General features: G+C 38.2%; 25 protein-coding genes. 8 read left to right on the top strand and 17 right to left on the bottom strand.

Annotated elements, in window-relative coordinates:
• Nucleotides 1–58: 58 nt before the first annotated feature.
• Together AC59HC_RS17885 and AC59HC_RS17880 are read right to left on the bottom strand one after the other, a co-directional pair.
• A complete protein-coding gene (locus tag AC59HC_RS17885) occupies nt 59–922 on the bottom strand; it encodes a helix-turn-helix domain-containing protein (protein ID WP_343641973.1) in 864 nt (287 codons plus the stop codon).
• 175 nt (nt 923–1,097) lie between these two features.
• A complete protein-coding gene (locus AC59HC_RS17880; RefSeq protein ID WP_343641971.1) occupies nt 1,098–1,733 on the bottom strand; it encodes a LysE family translocator in 636 nt (211 codons plus the stop codon).
• 205 nt (nt 1,734–1,938) lie between these two features.
• Between AC59HC_RS17880 and AC59HC_RS17875 the strand changes: the two genes are divergently transcribed.
• From AC59HC_RS17875 to AC59HC_RS17860, 4 genes are all read left to right on the top strand, one after another.
• Nucleotides 1,939–2,652: a hypothetical protein gene (locus tag AC59HC_RS17875; RefSeq protein WP_343641969.1), complete on the top strand. Its 714-nt coding sequence runs from the start codon at nt 1,939–1,941 to the stop codon at nt 2,650–2,652.
• A 94-nt stretch (nt 2,653–2,746) separates the two neighbouring features.
• On the top strand, nt 2,747–3,283 hold the full coding sequence (locus AC59HC_RS17870) for a hypothetical protein (RefSeq protein WP_343641967.1): 537 nt from the start codon (nt 2,747–2,749) through the stop codon (nt 3,281–3,283).
• A 74-nt stretch (nt 3,284–3,357) separates the two neighbouring features.
• Entirely contained in the window at nt 3,358–4,002 is a 645-nt protein-coding gene (locus tag AC59HC_RS17865) for a sensor histidine kinase (protein ID WP_496559097.1), read from the top strand.
• A 9-nt stretch (nt 4,003–4,011) separates the two neighbouring features.
• The gene (locus AC59HC_RS17860) at nt 4,012–4,692 is read left to right on the top strand and encodes a response regulator (protein ID WP_429813422.1); all 681 of its coding nucleotides are present in this window, start codon (nt 4,012–4,014) and stop codon (nt 4,690–4,692) included.
• 66 nt (nt 4,693–4,758) lie between these two features.
• On the opposite strand, the gene AC59HC_RS17855 is transcribed toward AC59HC_RS17860, so the two are convergent.
• From AC59HC_RS17855 to AC59HC_RS17805, 11 genes are all read right to left on the bottom strand, one after another.
• A complete protein-coding gene (locus AC59HC_RS17855; RefSeq protein WP_496559096.1) occupies nt 4,759–5,022 on the bottom strand; it encodes a RebB family R body protein in 264 nt (87 codons plus the stop codon).
• Between the two features lie 84 nt (nt 5,023–5,106).
• Entirely contained in the window at nt 5,107–5,364 is a 258-nt protein-coding gene (locus AC59HC_RS17850; RefSeq protein ID WP_034697227.1) for a RebB family R body protein, read from the bottom strand.
• An 85-nt stretch (nt 5,365–5,449) separates the two neighbouring features.
• A complete protein-coding gene (locus AC59HC_RS17845) occupies nt 5,450–5,707 on the bottom strand; it encodes a RebB family R body protein (RefSeq protein ID WP_034697225.1) in 258 nt (85 codons plus the stop codon).
• Nucleotides 5,708–5,783: 76 nt separating this feature from the next.
• Nucleotides 5,784–6,041 (bottom strand): RebB family R body protein, encoded by a 258-nt coding sequence (locus AC59HC_RS17840; protein WP_034697223.1) that lies wholly within the window; start codon nt 6,039–6,041, stop codon nt 5,784–5,786.
• 78 nt (nt 6,042–6,119) lie between these two features.
• Entirely contained in the window at nt 6,120–6,377 is a 258-nt protein-coding gene (locus AC59HC_RS17835) for a RebB family R body protein (RefSeq protein ID WP_110011409.1), read from the bottom strand.
• A gap of 463 nt (nt 6,378–6,840) precedes the next feature.
• Complete coding sequence (locus AC59HC_RS17830; protein WP_496559095.1) at nt 6,841–7,068, bottom strand: hypothetical protein; 228 nt, start codon at nt 7,066–7,068, stop codon at nt 6,841–6,843.
• 20 nt (nt 7,069–7,088) lie between these two features.
• On the bottom strand, nt 7,089–7,472 hold the full coding sequence (locus tag AC59HC_RS17825; protein ID WP_496559094.1) for a hypothetical protein: 384 nt from the start codon (nt 7,470–7,472) through the stop codon (nt 7,089–7,091).
• A 41-nt stretch (nt 7,473–7,513) separates the two neighbouring features.
• Nucleotides 7,514–8,341, bottom strand: coding sequence for a hypothetical protein (locus AC59HC_RS17820; RefSeq protein WP_227941900.1), 828 nt, complete (start codon nt 8,339–8,341; stop codon nt 7,514–7,516).
• Nucleotides 8,338–8,526 carry a hypothetical protein gene (locus AC59HC_RS17815; protein WP_227941899.1) on the bottom strand — a complete coding sequence of 63 codons (189 nt, stop codon included), beginning with the start codon at nt 8,524–8,526 and terminating at the stop codon, nt 8,338–8,340. The genes AC59HC_RS17820 and AC59HC_RS17815 overlap by 4 nt, the downstream gene beginning before the upstream one ends.
• Before the next feature lie 38 nt (nt 8,527–8,564).
• Complete coding sequence (locus tag AC59HC_RS17810) at nt 8,565–9,080, bottom strand: hypothetical protein (RefSeq protein ID WP_227941898.1); 516 nt, start codon at nt 9,078–9,080, stop codon at nt 8,565–8,567.
• Between the two features lie 17 nt (nt 9,081–9,097).
• Complete coding sequence (locus tag AC59HC_RS17805) at nt 9,098–9,313, bottom strand: RebB family R body protein (RefSeq protein ID WP_034697211.1); 216 nt, start codon at nt 9,311–9,313, stop codon at nt 9,098–9,100.
• A gap of 427 nt (nt 9,314–9,740) precedes the next feature.
• Here AC59HC_RS17805 and AC59HC_RS17800 point away from each other — a divergent pair, with 427 nt between their 5' ends.
• A complete protein-coding gene (locus AC59HC_RS17800) occupies nt 9,741–11,180 on the top strand; it encodes a hypothetical protein (RefSeq protein ID WP_429813431.1) in 1,440 nt (479 codons plus the stop codon).
• Nucleotides 11,181–11,247: 67 nt separating this feature from the next.
• Here the strand turns inward: AC59HC_RS17800 and AC59HC_RS17795 are convergent, their stop codons facing one another.
• Nucleotides 11,248–12,132, bottom strand: a complete 885-nt coding sequence (locus AC59HC_RS17795) for a CPBP family intramembrane glutamic endopeptidase (RefSeq protein ID WP_496559093.1) — start codon at nt 12,130–12,132, stop codon at nt 11,248–11,250.
• A gap of 172 nt (nt 12,133–12,304) precedes the next feature.
• Between AC59HC_RS17795 and AC59HC_RS17790 the strand changes: the two genes are divergently transcribed.
• The 3 genes from AC59HC_RS17790 (at nt 12,305) to AC59HC_RS17780 (ending at nt 14,992) form a co-directional block, all read left to right on the top strand.
• A complete protein-coding gene (locus AC59HC_RS17790; RefSeq protein ID WP_496559092.1) occupies nt 12,305–12,877 on the top strand; it encodes a helix-turn-helix domain-containing protein in 573 nt (190 codons plus the stop codon).
• Between the two features lie 87 nt (nt 12,878–12,964).
• Nucleotides 12,965–14,452, top strand: coding sequence for a serine hydrolase domain-containing protein (locus AC59HC_RS17785; protein WP_202839080.1), 1,488 nt, complete (start codon nt 12,965–12,967; stop codon nt 14,450–14,452).
• A 111-nt stretch (nt 14,453–14,563) separates the two neighbouring features.
• Nucleotides 14,564–14,992, top strand: a complete 429-nt coding sequence (locus AC59HC_RS17780) for a DUF3592 domain-containing protein (RefSeq protein ID WP_202839082.1) — start codon at nt 14,564–14,566, stop codon at nt 14,990–14,992.
• A 41-nt stretch (nt 14,993–15,033) separates the two neighbouring features.
• Here AC59HC_RS17780 and AC59HC_RS17775 read toward each other — a convergent pair whose 3' ends face one another.
• The 3 genes from AC59HC_RS17775 to AC59HC_RS17765 are packed head-to-tail and all read right to left on the bottom strand — an operon-like array spanning nt 15,034 to nt 17,175.
• The gene (locus AC59HC_RS17775) at nt 15,034–15,930 is read right to left on the bottom strand and encodes a cyclase family protein (RefSeq protein ID WP_202839084.1); all 897 of its coding nucleotides are present in this window, start codon (nt 15,928–15,930) and stop codon (nt 15,034–15,036) included.
• Between the two features lie 31 nt (nt 15,931–15,961).
• Nucleotides 15,962–16,570: a Crp/Fnr family transcriptional regulator gene (locus AC59HC_RS17770; protein ID WP_202839086.1), complete on the bottom strand. Its 609-nt coding sequence runs from the start codon at nt 16,568–16,570 to the stop codon at nt 15,962–15,964.
• Between the two features lie 59 nt (nt 16,571–16,629).
• Nucleotides 16,630–17,175, bottom strand: a complete 546-nt coding sequence (locus tag AC59HC_RS17765) for a hypothetical protein (protein WP_202839088.1) — start codon at nt 17,173–17,175, stop codon at nt 16,630–16,632.
• Between the last annotated feature and the right edge of the window lie 170 nt (nt 17,176–17,345).

Here is a 17,345-nt window from a genome sequence, read left to right as displayed (position 1 = left end):
TCAGAAAATACCGATAGCGGTTTCGGGGAATTAATTGGATTATTCGTGGTTGATGATCTTATTGATGCCGTCCTCTGAATTCTGATGGAGATTGATCTTCAAGTTTGGAAAATAAACGGCTGAAATAGGTATGATCACTGTATCCCAGTTCATAAGCTACTTCTTTTACACTCAGATTGGTAAAGACCAGCAATCTTTTGGCTTCGATTAAAATTTCCTGATGAATCCAGTGTTGTGCAGGCTTTCCTGTGACCTCACGAACCGTTTCCGTTAAATATCCTCTTGTAATGTTCAAAATTTCTGCATATTCTGATGGACTTTTCATGGTTTTGAAATTTTTCCGAATAAGAGCCCTGAATGCACGGGTTAATTGTAAAGCACGGTTTTCCTCTGAAGCCGGAGAAGTATTTTTCTGAGAATACAACTGGGCAAACATTCCGAGAAAGGCATTAAGCAGTGATTGAACAATGAGAAATCCTTCTTTAGTGGAAAGCATTTCGTTTGTATATGAGAAATGAAGTAGGCCGGCTGTCGTATTGAGGTTTTTGACAAGGTTCTTATCCACAGACAGCGGCTGTATTTCACCCAAAGATTCATCAAAAAAAGAACGAACTGTATCCGGAACAAGTTCTGCTTTTACTGCTACAAACCATCCGCAGACCTCTTTCATAAGAAGTCCCTGATGTACCTGTCCCGGCAATACACAGAAAATAGTGGATTCTTTGGCTTCAATAGTTTTAAAGTCAACCATCATTCTCACATGACCGCTCTCCATACAGGTGAAAATATAATGACTGTCCCGGTGTATACCTTTGCCCAGAAGAATATCCCCAGAATCATAAGGCTGTTTATCCATCCTTTTGATATGGAACTGATGGTGGGTGATACCATTTAAATCATAGGTGGGAATGGTCTGTTTCATCTTTAAACCTGTTGTGATGAGGATAATACGGAACAGCAAAATTACGTATTTTCACGGTTTTACATCCCGGATTTTAATCTCAAATTCGCGGTGCATAATCATGATGCTTTCTTTAAGTCAGATTTTATATGAATATACACCGGAATTCGGAACAGAAGGAAACCTGTTCCGGATTTTATTTTGCTTTTGAAAATGCCATTTTTATGGCTAAATAAGTTAATACGCTGGCCATAAACCATTTCTGGACCTTTATCCACACCGGATTATTGGAAAAGAATACAGCAACTTTTGCAGCTGTTAATACAATGATAAAGTTGATGCTGAAGCTGATCAGAACCTGAATGATCCCTAGTTCCAGACTTTGGGTAAATATCGAACCATACTCGGGTTTGATGAACTGAGGAAAGAAAGACAGGTAAAACACAGCCACTTTCGGATTCAGTACATTCGTTAAAAAACCAATGGTGAAAAGCTTTTTGGGACTATCATGAGCACCATTTTTATCAACATCAAAAATATTTCTGCTTTTGGGCTTGATAGCCTGATAAGCAAGATATAAAAGATAGACTGTTCCCAGGGTTTTAAGAACGGTATAAGCGAGTGGAACAGCCAGTAAAACAGCGGTAAGACCAAATGAAACCATGATGATATGGAATAAAAATCCACATACGACTCCGGCTAATGAGATAAATCCGGACTTTTTCCCTTGTGTTATCGACTTTGATATCAGATAAATCATATTAGGACCGGGGCTGATGACTAAAATGAGTGCAGCCAGTATGAAAAATAGTAGCTCGTGGAATGGAATCATGACAGTTCTTATTTAAATGAGAAGGTTTCCGGTGCAAAGATAAGAGGTGTTTCCTGTTTAATTTTATCAGGGACAGAAGAAAAATTCATTTTTATTCAATTAAATTTTATTTTCCACCTGAATGTGATTTAAAAAGAAATACCAGTCTCTTTTTTTTGTAAATTTCAACGCATAAAATAATTATCATTCACAAATAAATATTATCATGACTACTGAAAACATCTTTGAAGCTATCAGAAAATGGAAAAATCTTATTGATTCTTACAAAAATGGAATTGATACCAATGGAGCAGAAATTTTGAATTATTTGAATCAGGGAACTCACTTCAGCGTTTCAGGTGAAGACATTGAACAATGGAAAAGAAATTTAGGAACCACCGAACCCAAAATGATTCACGCCTATGTAGGCATTCATGAAGGGCAGCTGAAATTTTTCCTGATCGATTCCAAAAGTGATAAAGATGCTGATTTCAATACCATCCTGACGAAAGACTTCTTACGCGAGTTCAGTGAATCAAAAATAGAAAGCAGTAATGATATAGTGGCAGACGTTCCCCCGATTACTTCTGAATCAGCCATTAACCGGAATTTCAGATGGAATATGTTCGGAACATCGTGGATAGAAGCTCAGAAAACGGCGGATATCTTCCAGTTGATTTCCATTCCGTTTTCAGATTATGAGAATATTGGAATTACCACAGGACAGACCTGTACCAGCTTCTTCGGACTTACTGATGATCTGGAGAAGAAAGATCCCGACTTCCCTTATCATATTGAAATCATTACCGTGAAAAGTCTTGCCATCAATCATATGAGCGAGACTGCTGAAAATTATTCCACCCCAAGACCTCCCTTTACGATTATTGATACTCTTAATGATTATCAACTTCTGAAGCAAAGTACCAGTGTTGTCGTATAACAGCTTATCCCTGTATCTGCAAATTATAATTAATCTCGTCCTATGTACCGGATTGGTTGTATTGATAAAGGAAGAGATCAAAACAAAACTTCCTGTGATTATACTTCTCTCGGGGGAACTGATGCTGGAGTTGTCGGATTTAACAGGCCGGCTGATGAAATTAAATACACTCAATATCTATAATTATATATTGAGCCAGTTTTTTGGTTTGATGATCCTTACTGTGATTTACAGCAATTATTATATCCGGCTTTCCCGTCAATTAAGGTGGATGATTTACTGTTATGCTGTACTGGTGCTGATTACCAATGTGCTGTATGTTCAGAATGATACAAAGGTTACTTTTTATTTCAACATTATCACCAGTATTATTATTTGTAGTTATGCGGCCTCTTATTTTATGAAAATTATCAGGGAAGGTAGGGTAAACAGAGATCTGTTTATTGTGAACATCATCGTTTTTCTGTTTTTCTCTATAGAATGTATCATCTCCACTACCTTTAATTTCTTAATCAGCAATCATCTGAACTGGGTAGCTCCTGTCTGGCTTTTTAGAGGCATTCTGCTATTGTCTTTTTATCTTGCTTTTATTAATCTGGGATGGGGCGTTGGGAAAATCAGGATCAGATAGTTCTATGGATTTGGATTGGTATTGGGCTGTTTTTTTTAACAACATTATTCATTACGTTATTGGTAATTAATTACTTGAAAAGTATAAAGAAAAATAAACAGAAAGTCTCAAAGCTGGTCCGGAACACCCAAAAAGAATATCGGGAAAATATGCTGCTGGTACAGGAACAGGACAGAGAAAGGCTGGCAGAAGAACTTCATGATAATATTATCTCACAATTGAATCTTATCCGTTTGAATATCAATGATAAAAAACCGGAAGAATTGAATCGTGATTTAAAGAAATCGATGCAGCTGATCCGGGAGTTATCTCATAATCTTACGCCGCCTGATCTCGATGAGATAGAACTGGAAGATTTAATTGCAGATTATCTTGATCAGATCAATAAAAATATAGAGGTCGCTTTTAGTCATATGACGATCAGAACCCCGATCAGCAACCCTGTAAAACTAAATCTTTTCAGAATTGTTCAGGAACTGATCACCAATATTTTAAAACATGCTGAAGCTACCAGAGTAGATGTCTCACTGAGAATCTCTCTGAACTATTTAATATTAACCATAGAGGATAACGGCCGTGGGTTCGCTATTGAAAACCAGTCAGGAGGGATCGGGCTGAAGAATATTCAGTCCAGAGCTCAAAAAATTAAAGCCATCTATAAACTTAAAACCCAGCCTGAAAAAGGCACAAAATTCATTGCTTGTATGGCAATACAATAAAAAATAAACATGGAACACTCAAAAATTAAAATCGGAATTGTAGATGATGATCTGCTGTTTGTACAGCTTTTGAAAAATTATATTGAAAACAATGGAGATTATCAAGTTGTACTTACCTCAACGGGAGGATATCAGTTTCTTAAAGAAAAGGATTCTGTTTCTTTAGATATCCTGATTCTGGATCTGAGAATGAGCAACGGTGACGGTCTTGAAGTAATGGCCGAACTGGCTCAAAAAGAAAGTGAAACAAAAATCATTGTTCTTACCAGCTTCTACCGCCGCTCATTCATGGGGCAGATGCTGAAAATGGGTGCTCATGCTTTTTTACCCAAAGAAATTGAACTCGAAGAATTATTATCCGTAATCAAGACAGTTCATCATACCGGACATTATTTTTCCAATGACCAGATTAATGTCATGAGAACCCAGCTTTCCAATAAGCTTCCGGAGTTTCACGCGTTCTCCAAAAATGAACTGACAGACAGGGAAATTGATGTTTTAAGACTAGTCTGCCAGCAGCTGAGTACCAAAGAAATTGCAGATTCTCTGTTTATTTCACCCAAAACAGTAGAAACCCACAAGACTAATCTCATGATTAAAACCGGCGTGAAAAATATGGCCGGACTTGTTATTTATGCCGTACAGAATAAGGTAATAGATCCGGATGAAATTATATTGTTCGATAAATAGTCTGATCCAAAAAGAATCAGGGAGCACTTCAAAGTACTCCCTGATCACAAGAAATCTAAAAAAACACTATAATTTAGGATGTAATATTTTAGCAATAGAAACTGCATCTGCCACAGTGTCAAGGCTGTAGATCTGGATAACGCCCTGTGTAGTGGCTGCCTGACCTAAGATGTTCTGCTGGTTTTGTGCATTCACTGCATTTTCAAACATAATTCCTGTAGAATGTGCTGCAGATTGATACACGTTGGCTAGTGCCATTGCAGGAGATTCTGCTACTACTTTTACGTTGGATTGCGTTACCGCGTCTGTGATTTGTTCGTTTACTGGCATAATGATTATTGTTTATTTGGGTTAAAAACAACCGGAATTTCCGGTTGTTCGGATAATGGTATTTAAGCTATTCGCAAAAACGAATTAAGGATTAAGGATTTTAGCGATTGAAACTGCATCAGCCACAGTATCCAGGCTGTAGATCTGTGCAATACCCTGTGTAGTCGCCGCCTGAGTAACAATGTTTTGCTGGTTCTGGGTATTCACTGCATTTTCAAAAAGAATTCCCGTAGAATGTGCTGCTGATTGGTATACGTTGGCCATCGCCATGGCAGGAGATTCTGCTACTACTTTTACGTTGGATTGCGTTACCGCGTCTGTGATTTGTTCGTTTACTGGCATAATGATTATTGTTTATTGAGGTTAAAAAACAACCGGAGTTTCCGGCTGTTCGGATAATTGATTATAATAGGTTCGTAAAAAGTGATTACGGAGTAAGGATTTTAGCAATAGAAACCGCATCGGCTATCGTATCCAGACTGTAGATTTGAGTTACTCCCTGTGTAGTCGCTGCCTGGGTAACAATATTTTGCTGGTTTTGAGTGTTGATTGCATTTTCAAACATAATTCCTGTAGAATGTGCTGCTGACTGATATACGTTACTTAGAGCCATTGCAGGAGATTCTGCTACTACTTTTACGTTGGATTGCGTTACTGCGTCTGTGATTTTTTCGTTTACTGGCATAATGATTATTGTTTATTTTGATTAAAATTACCGGGTTTTCCGGTGGGTAATTTATTCTGCGGTAGGCAAAATCTGATTAAGGTTTAAGAATTTTAGCAATAGAAAGAGCATCAGCGATGGTATCTTTGCTGTAGATTTGAGTTACACCCTGTGTAGTGGCTGCCTGGGTAACAATATTATGCTGATTTTGAGCGTTGGTCGCATTTTCAAACATAATTCCTGTAGAATGTGCAGCAGATTGATACACATTACTTAACGCCATTGCAGGAGATTCTGCCACTACTTTTACGTTAGACTGCGTTACCGCGTCTGTGATTTGTTCATTAACTGGCATAATGATGATGATTTATTGGGTTAAAAAACAACCGGGCTTTCCGGCTGAGGTGATTACTTTTATCAAAAAGTTTAAAAATTAAGGCTTAAGAATCTTAGCCATAGATACTGCGTCTGCTACAGTGTCCAGGCTATAGATCTGCAGGATTCCCTGAGTGGTTGCCGCCTGGCCTAAAATATTCTGCTGATTTTGCGTGTTTACCGCATTTTCAAACATGATTCCTGTAGAATGGGCTGCAGATTGATACACGTTGGCTAGCGCCATTGCAGGAGATTCTCCTACTACTTTTACGTTCGATTGTGTTACTGCGTCTGTGATTTGTTCATTAACTGGCATAATTGTAATTGTTTTTTTTGAGATCGGATCTCGGTTAATAAATTATTGAAGTAAACTAGTTTATATCTGGGTTTTAAACTCACCACAGATCCTGCAGATCAATGCGTTTCAAAAACATTGGTATAGACAGGTTATGAATAAATTGGCTCTGAAGGGTGGCTCTGAATACAATGGCTGAAACCCCTGTCTGTAAAATCTGCGCGAGTTTAAAGCATATTTTTTCTAAAAAGGATGCGGTCTTATTTTTAATATCTGTCTTAAAAATAAATTCCTGTTGCAGGTATGCCGTCAATGCCGGATTCCTTTGGGCTAACGATGGATTCTGAATGATTGTTTTTGTACATTGACAGCATCTGAAAGGCGGTGCAAAAATAAATGTTGACCTGATTGTATATATGCTGAGGGCACCGGATTTCATCTTTGCAGAGAAATAAACCGCATCCGTAGTTGTGTGGAACAGGAATTAGAAACACTGTTTTCTAAATGACTCCAATTCCTTTATTTTTATATTTTTGGAACTCATTTTTTTTAATCCCATCACATAATGGCTGATCCCGGTCATAGCATTCCGTTGCTGATTCAATGCAGAATTGATTTGCATCTGTCCGGTGGAATGTGCGCTTACCTGTGCGGAAATAGCCTGAGGTACTGCGGTAGACATTCCGGTAACGATTGTATCAATTTCGTTCATATTAATTCGTTTTGGTGGTTCTAAGGTTTGATATTACCCAATCTTGTATTCAGCTTATTCATCCGCTCCATTATTTTAAGTTCTTTCTCCTTTACCTTTGCTGTAGAGGCTTCCTGCAGCTTTTTCAGCTGTTCTTCATAATTCATGACAGGGGTTTCAGGCGGTGGTGGAGCAGCAAGAGGAGCAGGAGCCGCTTCGTGCTGTTTTACGGCTTCTTCCAGTTTTTCCAGGAGAGGTGCAAGCGACTTCATGGTCTCTTTGACAGCTTTGTCCCTGATATAACTGATAATTTCATCTTCATGTCTTAAAACAAAAGGCATGATTTCTTTTTCCACCATCTCAGGTTCCGTTACAGATACCGGAGGTTGGGGAGCAGGAGCTTTCCTGCGGATTCTTTTACGCATATTTATTGTTTTATACTATTGTAAAGAATAAAAATGTCTTGTTACAGCAGATAGTTAATAAATGCAGACGCAGATTTCCAATCCCGGTTGAGGTCTTTAACAACGTTATAACCTGTAATTTCTAAAGCAATACATGCAGAGATAGCGCTGGCAGTCAGCATTTCTTTTAACTGATGCGGAGGAAGGGTCAGGATATAATCATCCGGAATAATCAGAGATTTACTGCCGGATGGAACTTCATTTACTATGATACTCAGGATTTCCTGAAAATAATGGGCGATGAGCTTGGAGGCCTGAAATTCCAGTTCTCTTTTTAAGGCAACCATCTCATCCTGGGTAACCAGTTCGGAAATGGCACTTACATCTACATCATGCACGGAGTACTGAGCTTCACCCGTATTAGAGGGAGTAATCGTAATATCTGATTTCAGTATCCATTTTGATCTTTCAAGATTGATCGTGAGAAGTTTTGAATCATAATCAGGAACTGCAATTTCGTTCAGGGTGGTAAGAGGCAGGATTCTTACATTGCAGTAAAATACTTTTGGATCATCCAGCTTGACCATGATTACGGCAATTCCTGTCGATTTATCTTTAGGTTCCACTACAAAAGACTGAAAATGGTTGTACCTTTTGCCTCCTCTGCCGATGCAGTTAACCAGTCGTAAAGACGGTTGAATATTAATGTCTGATGTCTGAAGATTAAATACAAATCGTTCCGAATTGTGCTCCGTCTTTTTAGGTTCTGAACTTTTGGTGTCCAGATAACTGATTTCATTGCTTTTGAGCAGATAAAGTCTTTCATTTAAATCATCTAAGCTTTCCAGATTTAAAATTTTGGCGGGTTTGGTTACTGAGGAATAATTCATCTTTTATTTATTTTAATTTTTTCAATGAGCTGGGCTATTATTGTTTTTTTCTTGGGATCACCTTCAGTTTCGACCGAAGGAATTACCGCTTCTTTGATCTCCGGTTTTACAAGTGGCTGTGTCAGTTTAACCGACTTTAATACTAATTTTCCCCCATGATCAGCCGTGATAAAGCTTTTTCTCATACTTTCTGTTTCTGAGGAGACTTCTTCCGGAACCGGATCTACCCGTTTTTTTTTTCGGGATCTTCATCTTCAGAGGAAACTTCCGTATAGGATGGGGGAGAAGGAAGTGCTTCTGAGACAGGAAGCGCGTTGACATTATAGATCGTATTGGAAATTTTTGCCTTTACTTCAGCATAATCACTTACCATTTTGAATAAGTCTTTCATCATTTCATTGCCTTTTCCTGCATCCTGACCCTGAATATTTTCAGCCATCTGAACAGAAGTTTCTTTACTCCCCGGCGCCGGCCCGAAAGTGGTTCCATAGGTCAGTAGATTATTGGCCAGTCTGCTCAATGCAATAAGACCTACCTGCTCAAATCCTTTTAAAAAAGACTGTAAATCCTGAACCATCATTCCTGTAGACTGTTCTATCATTACTTTGGTTACTCCGGTCATTGGAGAAGCTTTAGGCGGAGCCAGTACCTCACTGTTCACAAATACTACAGCTTTCTCCGCCGGAGTGGTAGCATTGGCCGCCTGGGATTGTTGGGTTTCACTGTTGTTTTCACTCATGATGGTAAGGTTTTAAATTATCCTTTTAAAATTTTAATGGCATCTGCAACAATCGCAGGGTTGAGCTGGTTCAAGTTCTGCTGGTTTGTCACAGAATTCTGAATGGAAATTCCACTGGCATGGGTGGCCATCTGGTAAAGCATACTCATAGCCTGTGCGGGAGACTCACCAAGTACCGTAACGTTAGTCTGCGTTACTGCATCTGTAGTCTGGGTGTTTACTGTTTCTGCCATATTCTGGGTTTAATGGGTTACTATTGTTTTTAATTTCAAATATCTTTTTCAAAGACTTTCATTTCACTCAATCTTTATATTCTTTTTTGATTAAGTCTTCACTATGAGATTGTTGATCTCTTTGTCTGATACAAATTTCAGCAATCAGAATAAATCTTCATTAAGGGAAAAAACGGAATTTTAAAAAATAATGGAATTCTCTTATGAGTGAATTTTTGATAGAATGAATGTATTTTAAAAATGATAAACCCAAAAAACAATTCTATAAGTTTAATTTGATAAACACTCGAACACTCGAATCCCGAATACATCATCCGCAAATAAGGGAAAACCCCTAGTTTCTGAAAATGGGAGCTTCCCCTCTACACCAGTCCTTGCTTTACCTTGAAATTTGTCTGATAACCTATTCTAACATTAAAATTATATTATGAATAATCAGAACAGCGAAGAAACAGTAATTCCCTTTATCATAGTGCAGCCGGGATACGCAACAGGAGACATGTTTGCCATTGCCGCCACATTAATAAACAATGAAAGATACCATGTGTTGATTTCTACAACAATGGATAAAGACAGAAATATGACAGATCCTTATGATAACAGCAAATCTATTATAGAATTCTACAAAAGTTCCGGAATAGATGAAAGCAGGATACATACTCATAATGTTGCAGAAGTGCGGAGTCCGGGGCTGGCAAGTGAACTTAAAAAAAAGGTAGTAACCCTTGTGAAAATTTATGATAATAATATCTCAAGAGGAGAAATAATCAGAAACTACTACAAACCTGTAGGAGAAGGCACACGGTATATCGCCGACAACTTTTCTGATAACATGAGAACTGCATTAAGAAACGCATGGGACATCAACGGAAGCCAGGATGATGCCATAAGAATATGGCTGGAAACCCAGGGAATTCCGACAAGCGGTAATAATCTATTGATTTTATGGTCCCGTTTCAGCGGAAAGGGAGGTGATATCCATATAGAACATGATACCAGCTATTGGGGAATCAAGCAGATTGTGCACAGGGTGGCGGATATGTATGATGCCGTTATCATTACCGGGGATAAAGGATATCTGAAAGAAAGAGCAAAGAAATATGATGAAACAGCTGAGGAGATTAACAGCAAGTCTCCATCCAGAAAAGTTTTCAATATTACGGAATTCTGGAAAGGAAACTCTCCGGAACTGAAGGCATGGGGAGGAAACACCCGTATGGGACAGTTTAAGCTGTATGAGTATTTTGATACACACTTTAAGAATGTAAAACATCTTGGCTTCAGAAGTGGTAATCTGGAAGTAATGGCTATGCTGGGATATAAGGTTCGGTATATGGAAGAAAAAGGCAGTGAAAGCGGAGACAGAATGACCAGCTGGTTTGATAAAGGGGATGGTTTTACAAAGGGAACTGGTAAAGCAACAGGATATGAGAGACTTGTATTGACAGAACCTCCTACAAGATCCGGTAAATTTATTCAATATCAGATTCAGGAAATAAACAAAGAAATCCGGGAAAGGAAGCAACCATTTGAAGATCACATTACAAGGTTAAAAGAAAGTGGGGAAAGTCCGCAAAGTCAAACTATTAAAAACCTTGAAAAAAAGATAAAAGAAATAAACGATGAAGGAGAGGCCAGAAAGAAAATATATGCGGGTCCCGAAATGGCTCCTTCCCGTAAAGATAACATTCTTCCGAGTGCTATACCTAAAAAAGGTAAGGAAAGCTTTTCAGAAGGTTTCAGCGAAAACGATATGAAGATTATTCTGAGTTATCTGCAACCTGCAGACTGGATAGAAAGAGAAACAGCATATGAAAGGTATGTCCCTCAGCGAAGTAAAAGCTACGAAAAACTGCTTGAAGGTTAAGAGACAGCATCCTGAAACTATTCAGGATGCTGTTTTTGTTTACATTAAATATAAAAATTGCACATGATCAATTTAAAATTCTGTTTTCATCTACCGGCAATTCTTTCCTCTTCCTCCAGAAGAAATAAGCCACAACAGCCGTTGCAATAGGCAGCGCAATACCAAACTCATCAATATAATAATTCGTGTTTCCCGTATCTGCAGTTAGAGGTGTAAAAATAGACTGGATAAAAAGATTATGACTGGCATGTAAAATAACACCTGTCCATAAACTTCCGGATTTCAATCTTAACCATGTAAAGATGAAACAAGCGGCAAATATCATCACCGTAAAACACGTAAGAGCCAGCCATTTGGGGCCGCCTGTATTATAATTGGAGAAAAGCAGAAGAGGATAATGGTAGATCGACCAGATTACACCCATCCAAAGAGAAGTAGCGGTATAGGAATTGATCTTGGCCAATTGAGGCGTCAGAAGACCACGCCAGCCTATCTCTTCTCCCAGTGCAGAGCCTACCGAACGTACCATACCAAAACTACTCATCAGAATAATATACAGGATGATCGTAAGGCCATCAGAAAGGTTCCAGCCCATTCCTTTGCCAATTTCCGCTACAAATTCATGATTATAAAAGCCGCCGGCACCGCTGATCCAGATGATGAGGTAAGGTACCAAACTATAAAGAACAGGAATACAATAGGCCATAATCTGGTATTTTGTCGGTTCCCATTTCCATCCCAGGGAAGAAATGGGAATATTTCTGATACGGCAGGTAAGAAATGCAGCAATAGCGGGGCACCACATGACAATGGTTGCATAAGAGATTATTCCGCCGCCAAGTTTTCCGGTGCGGATACACATATAATAGACAGGAAGACAGAAAAGCAGGGTAAGAATGAGATAGGTAGCAATATTCTTCCTGACTTCGGATTTGGATATTGTATTTTCCATAAACTGATTTGGTGTTAAAGTTTATAAATGACTGAAAAATAGAAAGTTATTCTTAAATAAAAATACACTTATTTTTTATATGAATAATAATTTAAACATCAGCGGATGTAAGAAAAGATTTTAATAATGAAAACAGTAAATTAGCCAAAATATTTTCCGAATACCCTCAACAATGTCCAAGCTAAAAGCCATAAGAGAACAAAAAAATCTGACTCAGGAAGAACTGTCAGAACAATCAAAAATTTCTGTAAGAACCATTCAACGTATAGAATCGGGAACAGAACCTAAAGGACATACCCTCAGAGCACTGGCTCAGGCTTTAGGAATAGAAGAGGTTGAATTGCAACAGGATCAACCACAAATAATTTCAGAAACAGATAAGGTTGAAATAGAAGTAAAAGAAGGGGAAGCTCCAATCAATTATTCATACATTAAAATCATTAATCTTTCCTCGTTAATATTTACTCTTTTACCGCCACTCAATATTTTTGTACCGCTTATTCTCATGCATAGTATGAAGCAGAGAAACAGTCTGGCCAGACAGATTATTTCCGTTCAGATGATCTGGACAGTGATGGCACCTATTACCTTTATGCTCGGCATCTTTTTAAAGTTCGGAAAGCAGTTTACCCTGATCCTGATGATCCTCATTGTTCTCTCCAATGTATTTATTATCCTTCGGAATGCAGCTGAGATAGATAAGAATAAAAAACTCTATTTCAGACTGAAATTCAGTATGATATAAAACCTGTCAGGACTTTGTCGGGTTTTTGTCGGGTTCATTTTTAGCAGAAAAACAAAAGGAAATCGAATCTTTGTCAAAAAAATAACAATGACAAAGTCTTCAAGGTTCACCCTTCCTTTTTTTATGCTGTTCATGAGTGTCACGCAGGCACAAACAGAGAAAACAGATTCTCTGTATAAAACCATTATGTCGAAAGACAGCCTGTTTTTTTCTGTAGGCTACAATACCTGCAACATCAAGCAGATGGAAAATCTGTTGAGCGAAAAGTTTGAATTTTATCATGACAAAGGAGGTTTTGAGGACAGGGAAAAATTTATCATTGATTTTAAAAACGGATTATGTAAATCCCCGGAGACCTACCAGATAAGAAGAGTGCTTATTAATAAAAGCACAGAAATTTATCCCATGTATAAAGACGGAAAGATCTACGCTGCCATTCAGAATGGAGACCACCTTTTTTATGAGAAGATAGTAAATCATGCTGAAAAACTGGTTGGGGAAGCAAAATTTACCCATTTATGGATACTGGAAAATGGTGAGTGGAAGCTTAAAAATTCATTGAGTTTTAATCATCATCCGAAGCAGACTACCGATAGTGAAACGATGTTTGATAACGATCATTCCATGCAAAGCTGGCTGAAAGAAAATAATATTCCTGCCCTGGGATTAGGAATTATAGAAGGAGGAAAGTTGCAGCAGGTGAAAGTTTTCGGTGAGATCAGGAAAGGGATTGCAGCACCTGATAATGCCTTGTTTAATGTCGCATCACTTACAAAACCTGTTACGGCAATGGTTGCATTACGATTGGTAAGTCTTGGGAAATGGAAGCTTGATGAACCTCTTGATGCCTATTGGACAGATCCAGATATTGCCAACGATTCAAGGTATCAAAAATTAACCACCAGAATGATCCTGAGCCATCAGACAGGTTTTCCGAACTGGAGATGGATGAATGCAGATAAGAAACTGAACTTTCAGTTTGATCCCGGTACAAAATACCAATACTCAGGAGAAGGTTTTGAATACCTTCGGAAAGCACTGGAAAAAAAGCTTGGAAAATCACTGGATCAGCTGGCAAAAGAACTTGTTTTTCAGCCATTCGGGATGAATGATACCCATTATATCTGGGATCAGAATACCGACGAATCAAGATTGGCTATAGGATATGATAAAGATGGTAAACCTTATCCAACCGAAAAAAACAAAACGGCCAATGCGGCTGATGATCTTTATACTACGGTTGAAGATTACGGCAACTTTATGGTCAGTGTCATGAATAAGAAAAATCTGAAACCGGATGTTTTTCAGGAAATGATCAAAAAACAGGTCAAAGTAAAAGATCAAAAATATTTTGGACTGGGGTTTGAGATATACGACCTTGGAAACGGTGATTATGCCTTATCCCACGGCGGAGCTGATCAGGGAACACAATGTATTGCCATCATCATACCCGGCTCAGGGAAGGGAATTATAATTTTTACCAATATTGATGACGGTTATAAAGTATATGAGAAGTTGGTTCTTCATTATCTGGGTAATGAAGGAAAGCAAATTGTAGATATAGAAACCAGATAACAGATTGTTTTTTAAGGGTTAAATAATGATGTGATAAATCTTTGTATCTTCGGGGTATCAATCTGAAAACAAGAAAGATAATCAAAATATATGTTTTCAGGATGAAATAGTATGGACAGAAAAAAAACGAAAGCTATGTGGCAATATTATATCATCCTTGCAGCAGGAATCATTCTGTTTGCAGCAGCATTAATGAGCTTTAAAAATACTCTTTCATTCTTAAAAAAAGCAGAAAAGGCAACGGCAACCGTTACCTCATTAAGGGAATATGAATCAGAGGGAACCGTATTCAGTCCGGTCTTTACCTTCCGGTCCCAAAATAATATGGAACATACTTTTGAACTGGCGGAAGGAACCAATCCCTCGGCCTGGGCCATTGGAGAAACAGAGACTGTGATCTACGATCCTGAGGATCCTTCCTCAGTAAGTTTATATACCTATTTCAGAATTTTTGCCTGGCCTTTAATCCTGATTTCAATAGCACTGCCACTACTGGTGGTGGGAAGCGGGTATTTTATTGCAGAACGGTTTTTAAAATAATCTTCATTATCAATTTCTTGAGCTGTTTTCAAGGAAACTCTTTATAAGTTTTGTTGTACTGAAGCAAAGGCCCTTACCGGAAAAGTTCCGGCTCCTTTGAATTTTGGAGGGGCAGCCGTAAAGGTAAAACCTTCATCAGGAAGCTGTTCCAAACGACAAAGATGCTCCGCAATTACTATTTCATCGCCCAGAAGAATGGTGTGTACGGGACGGTTTTTGCCTTTTGTGTTATCAATATTATGAGAGTCAATCCCTACAAGTTTTACCTGGCAGTCTTTAAGATATTCTGCCGCGCTTTGCGTAAGGTAAGGATGATTTTCATAATACGTCTCCGTATTCCAGTGGCTATCCCATCCCGTATGGATAAGTACCGCTTTATTTCTGATTTCCCGGTTTCTGAGATATTGATCTGTAATCTCCAATGTTTCCGTATAAGGAATCCGGATTACTACCGCCTCTAATTCAGCCAGTTTTTCCAGTTCCATTTCAGCGGTGTCTTTTCCGTTTTCAAACCTGTGGAAAGGACAGTCGATATAAGTTCCTGTATTCGTAACCATTTCAATCTTACCAATTTGAAACGAAGTTCCTTCCTCATACAATTTCTGAGATTCCGTTCTGCTGAGATAATCACAGATGTGAGGAGCGGGAAGCCCTTTATAAGTAATAAGTCCTTCTTCAATCGTGTGGCTCAGATCGATCAGCCGTTCCACAGGAGGTTTTTGTTGTACAGTCTTTCTTTTATGGGGTTCGTTAATGACCTGCTTATTCAGGATATTGACTTTACCAGCCATAAGAAGCCGGAGATCATCAATAATATAATCAATCAGTTCCTGGTCTGTAATATGATCTCCTGCAATGTCAAGTCTGAATTCTTCCCCTTTAAGGCTTCCCCCATTGGTAAAATACACTTCAAAATCAAATTGTACCCTTTTGTCCATTATTAAAATATTTAGACAAAAGTGAAGAAAATCAGATTCTGTTTACTTGACTTAAATCAATTTGCTTTATTTTTTTACTTCGGATCCTGCTTAAGGTTTCAGGACTCATCCCCAGATAAGAAGCAATATGGAAAAGAGGAATTCTGGTTTCAGAATGCGGAAACTGTTCAAGAAAATAAAGATACCGTTCATAAGAATCCTGAAGCAGGAAAGAGCTTTCACGGCGGCATTTTTTAATAAACTCTTTCGTAAGGATTTGATTCATGAACTGATGCCATTTCGGATCTTTTAAAAGCTTGTCTGTCAGTTTTTTGGGAAGAATAATAATTTCTGAAGCTTCCAGACATTGAAAATTAAGAGATGTTTTTTCGCCGGTCAGATAGCTTGTCAGTGCTGTAAAAAAATCGTGTTCAAAGAAAAATTCAGTGTTGATCTCTCTATGGTTTTTTATATAAAAACTTCTGATAACTCCTTTTTGAAGAAAAAAAAGGCTGTCTGCCGTTGAGTTTTCCCGTATGACATAACTGTTGCTTTCCAGATGCCATACTTTTGCTTCGGCAAGGATCATTTCTTTCTCCTCATCGGTAAGATCAAACAAAGGATATAGTGCTGTTTCGAAGAAAGGAGTAAGATTATGCATCGTTTTGAAGGTTTAAACAGTGAACAGAAACTGCAGCTGCAAAAATGCAGCCCTTAGTTCTATTTTACTTTTTCAAGAAGATATAACTTACCACCGGAAAATCCCTGTTTAGGCATAAGATTGCCTTCCAGAACCATTGTTTTATTGGTTACATCGATAACGGAAATATAGCTATTGGAATTGTATTCGATATAATTCTCCTTTTCCTTCGTTGAAGGATTTTTTCCGAATTCCATTGAATATTTTACCCAATCTTCATCCTGTGTGCTGCAATGTACGGGCTTGAATTTAGACTTTTTAGCCTTGAAAACAATCTGATCAAAACCTTCCGTACATTCTGAAGTAAATGATCCGTCAGGATTCTGATCTTTTGAAAAATCTTCAAAAGAACCACGGTAAACGCCCACTACTTTCCAGGTACCATCCAGACGGTCTTCATCAATTTTCCCCTTTGCTTTGCTCACTGCCCAGCTGATTCCGTTAACGGTTCCCTTTACCGCTTTGTAACTTAAATTTACCGCTCCGGAAACCACTTTAGTAGCTGTTCTTACCACACATGAATGGAGAACGAATACAGCCGAAGCCAGCAATAGGAATTTCTTCATTTTGTCAATTTTTTCAGATACGAAGATAGTGCTTTTAGAAAAAAATTATAGTGATGAATAATGTTTTTGTCTATTAACATCATAATATATAGCGCTGTTGTTTTTTCTCCTGTCCGGTTTACCGCCCGAAAATCAGTATTCAACGTTTAATATGACCTGTTCAAAGTATT

The sequence above is a fragment of the Chryseobacterium sp. DZ-32 genome (assembly GCF_059587025.1).
Note: the sequence above shows the minus strand (reverse complement) of the source record. Positions and strands in the feature narration are given on the sequence as shown.

What these genes read in the sequence shown, in the direction of transcription:
- AC59HC_RS17840 (WP_034697223.1), bottom strand. Translation starts at nt 6,041, where the DNA reads ATGCCAGTTAATGAACAAATCACAGACGCGGTAACGCAGTCTAACGTA.
- AC59HC_RS17765 (WP_202839088.1), bottom strand. Translation starts at nt 17,175, where the DNA reads ATGAAGAAATTCCTATTGCTGGCTTCGGCTGTATTCGTTCTCCATTCA.
- AC59HC_RS17800 (WP_429813431.1), top strand. Translation starts at nt 9,741, where the DNA reads ATGAATAATCAGAACAGCGAAGAAACAGTAATTCCCTTTATCATAGTG.
- AC59HC_RS17795 (WP_496559093.1), bottom strand. Translation starts at nt 12,132, where the DNA reads ATGGAAAATACAATATCCAAATCCGAAGTCAGGAAGAATATTGCTACC.
- AC59HC_RS17860 (WP_429813422.1), top strand. Translation starts at nt 4,012, where the DNA reads ATGGAACACTCAAAAATTAAAATCGGAATTGTAGATGATGATCTGCTG.
- AC59HC_RS17820 (WP_227941900.1), bottom strand. Translation starts at nt 8,341, where the DNA reads ATGAATTATTCCTCAGTAACCAAACCCGCCAAAATTTTAAATCTGGAA.
- AC59HC_RS17830 (WP_496559095.1), bottom strand. Translation starts at nt 7,068, where the DNA reads ATGAACGAAATTGATACAATCGTTACCGGAATGTCTACCGCAGTACCT.
- AC59HC_RS17835 (WP_110011409.1), bottom strand. Translation starts at nt 6,377, where the DNA reads ATGCCAGTTAATGAACAAATCACAGACGCAGTAACACAATCGAACGTA.
- AC59HC_RS17780 (WP_202839082.1), top strand. Translation starts at nt 14,564, where the DNA reads ATGGACAGAAAAAAAACGAAAGCTATGTGGCAATATTATATCATCCTT.
- AC59HC_RS17805 (WP_034697211.1), bottom strand. Translation starts at nt 9,313, where the DNA reads ATGGCAGAAACAGTAAACACCCAGACTACAGATGCAGTAACGCAGACT.
- AC59HC_RS17810 (WP_227941898.1), bottom strand. Translation starts at nt 9,080, where the DNA reads ATGAGTGAAAACAACAGTGAAACCCAACAATCCCAGGCGGCCAATGCT.
- AC59HC_RS17880 (WP_343641971.1), bottom strand. Translation starts at nt 1,733, where the DNA reads ATGATTCCATTCCACGAGCTACTATTTTTCATACTGGCTGCACTCATT.
- AC59HC_RS17855 (WP_496559096.1), bottom strand. Translation starts at nt 5,022, where the DNA reads ATGCCAGTAAACGAACAAATCACAGACGCGGTAACGCAATCCAACGTA.
- AC59HC_RS17785 (WP_202839080.1), top strand. Translation starts at nt 12,965, where the DNA reads ATGACAAAGTCTTCAAGGTTCACCCTTCCTTTTTTTATGCTGTTCATG.
- AC59HC_RS17815 (WP_227941899.1), bottom strand. Translation starts at nt 8,526, where the DNA reads ATGAGAAAAAGCTTTATCACGGCTGATCATGGGGGAAAATTAGTATTA.
- AC59HC_RS17875 (WP_343641969.1), top strand. Translation starts at nt 1,939, where the DNA reads ATGACTACTGAAAACATCTTTGAAGCTATCAGAAAATGGAAAAATCTT.
- AC59HC_RS17845 (WP_034697225.1), bottom strand. Translation starts at nt 5,707, where the DNA reads ATGCCAGTAAACGAAAAAATCACAGACGCAGTAACGCAATCCAACGTA.
- AC59HC_RS17850 (WP_034697227.1), bottom strand. Translation starts at nt 5,364, where the DNA reads ATGCCAGTAAACGAACAAATCACAGACGCGGTAACGCAATCCAACGTA.
- AC59HC_RS17770 (WP_202839086.1), bottom strand. Translation starts at nt 16,570, where the DNA reads ATGCATAATCTTACTCCTTTCTTCGAAACAGCACTATATCCTTTGTTT.
- AC59HC_RS17825 (WP_496559094.1), bottom strand. Translation starts at nt 7,472, where the DNA reads ATGCGTAAAAGAATCCGCAGGAAAGCTCCTGCTCCCCAACCTCCGGTA.
- AC59HC_RS17775 (WP_202839084.1), bottom strand. Translation starts at nt 15,930, where the DNA reads ATGGACAAAAGGGTACAATTTGATTTTGAAGTGTATTTTACCAATGGG.
- AC59HC_RS17885 (WP_343641973.1), bottom strand. Translation starts at nt 922, where the DNA reads ATGAAACAGACCATTCCCACCTATGATTTAAATGGTATCACCCACCAT.
- AC59HC_RS17790 (WP_496559092.1), top strand. Translation starts at nt 12,305, where the DNA reads ATGTCCAAGCTAAAAGCCATAAGAGAACAAAAAAATCTGACTCAGGAA.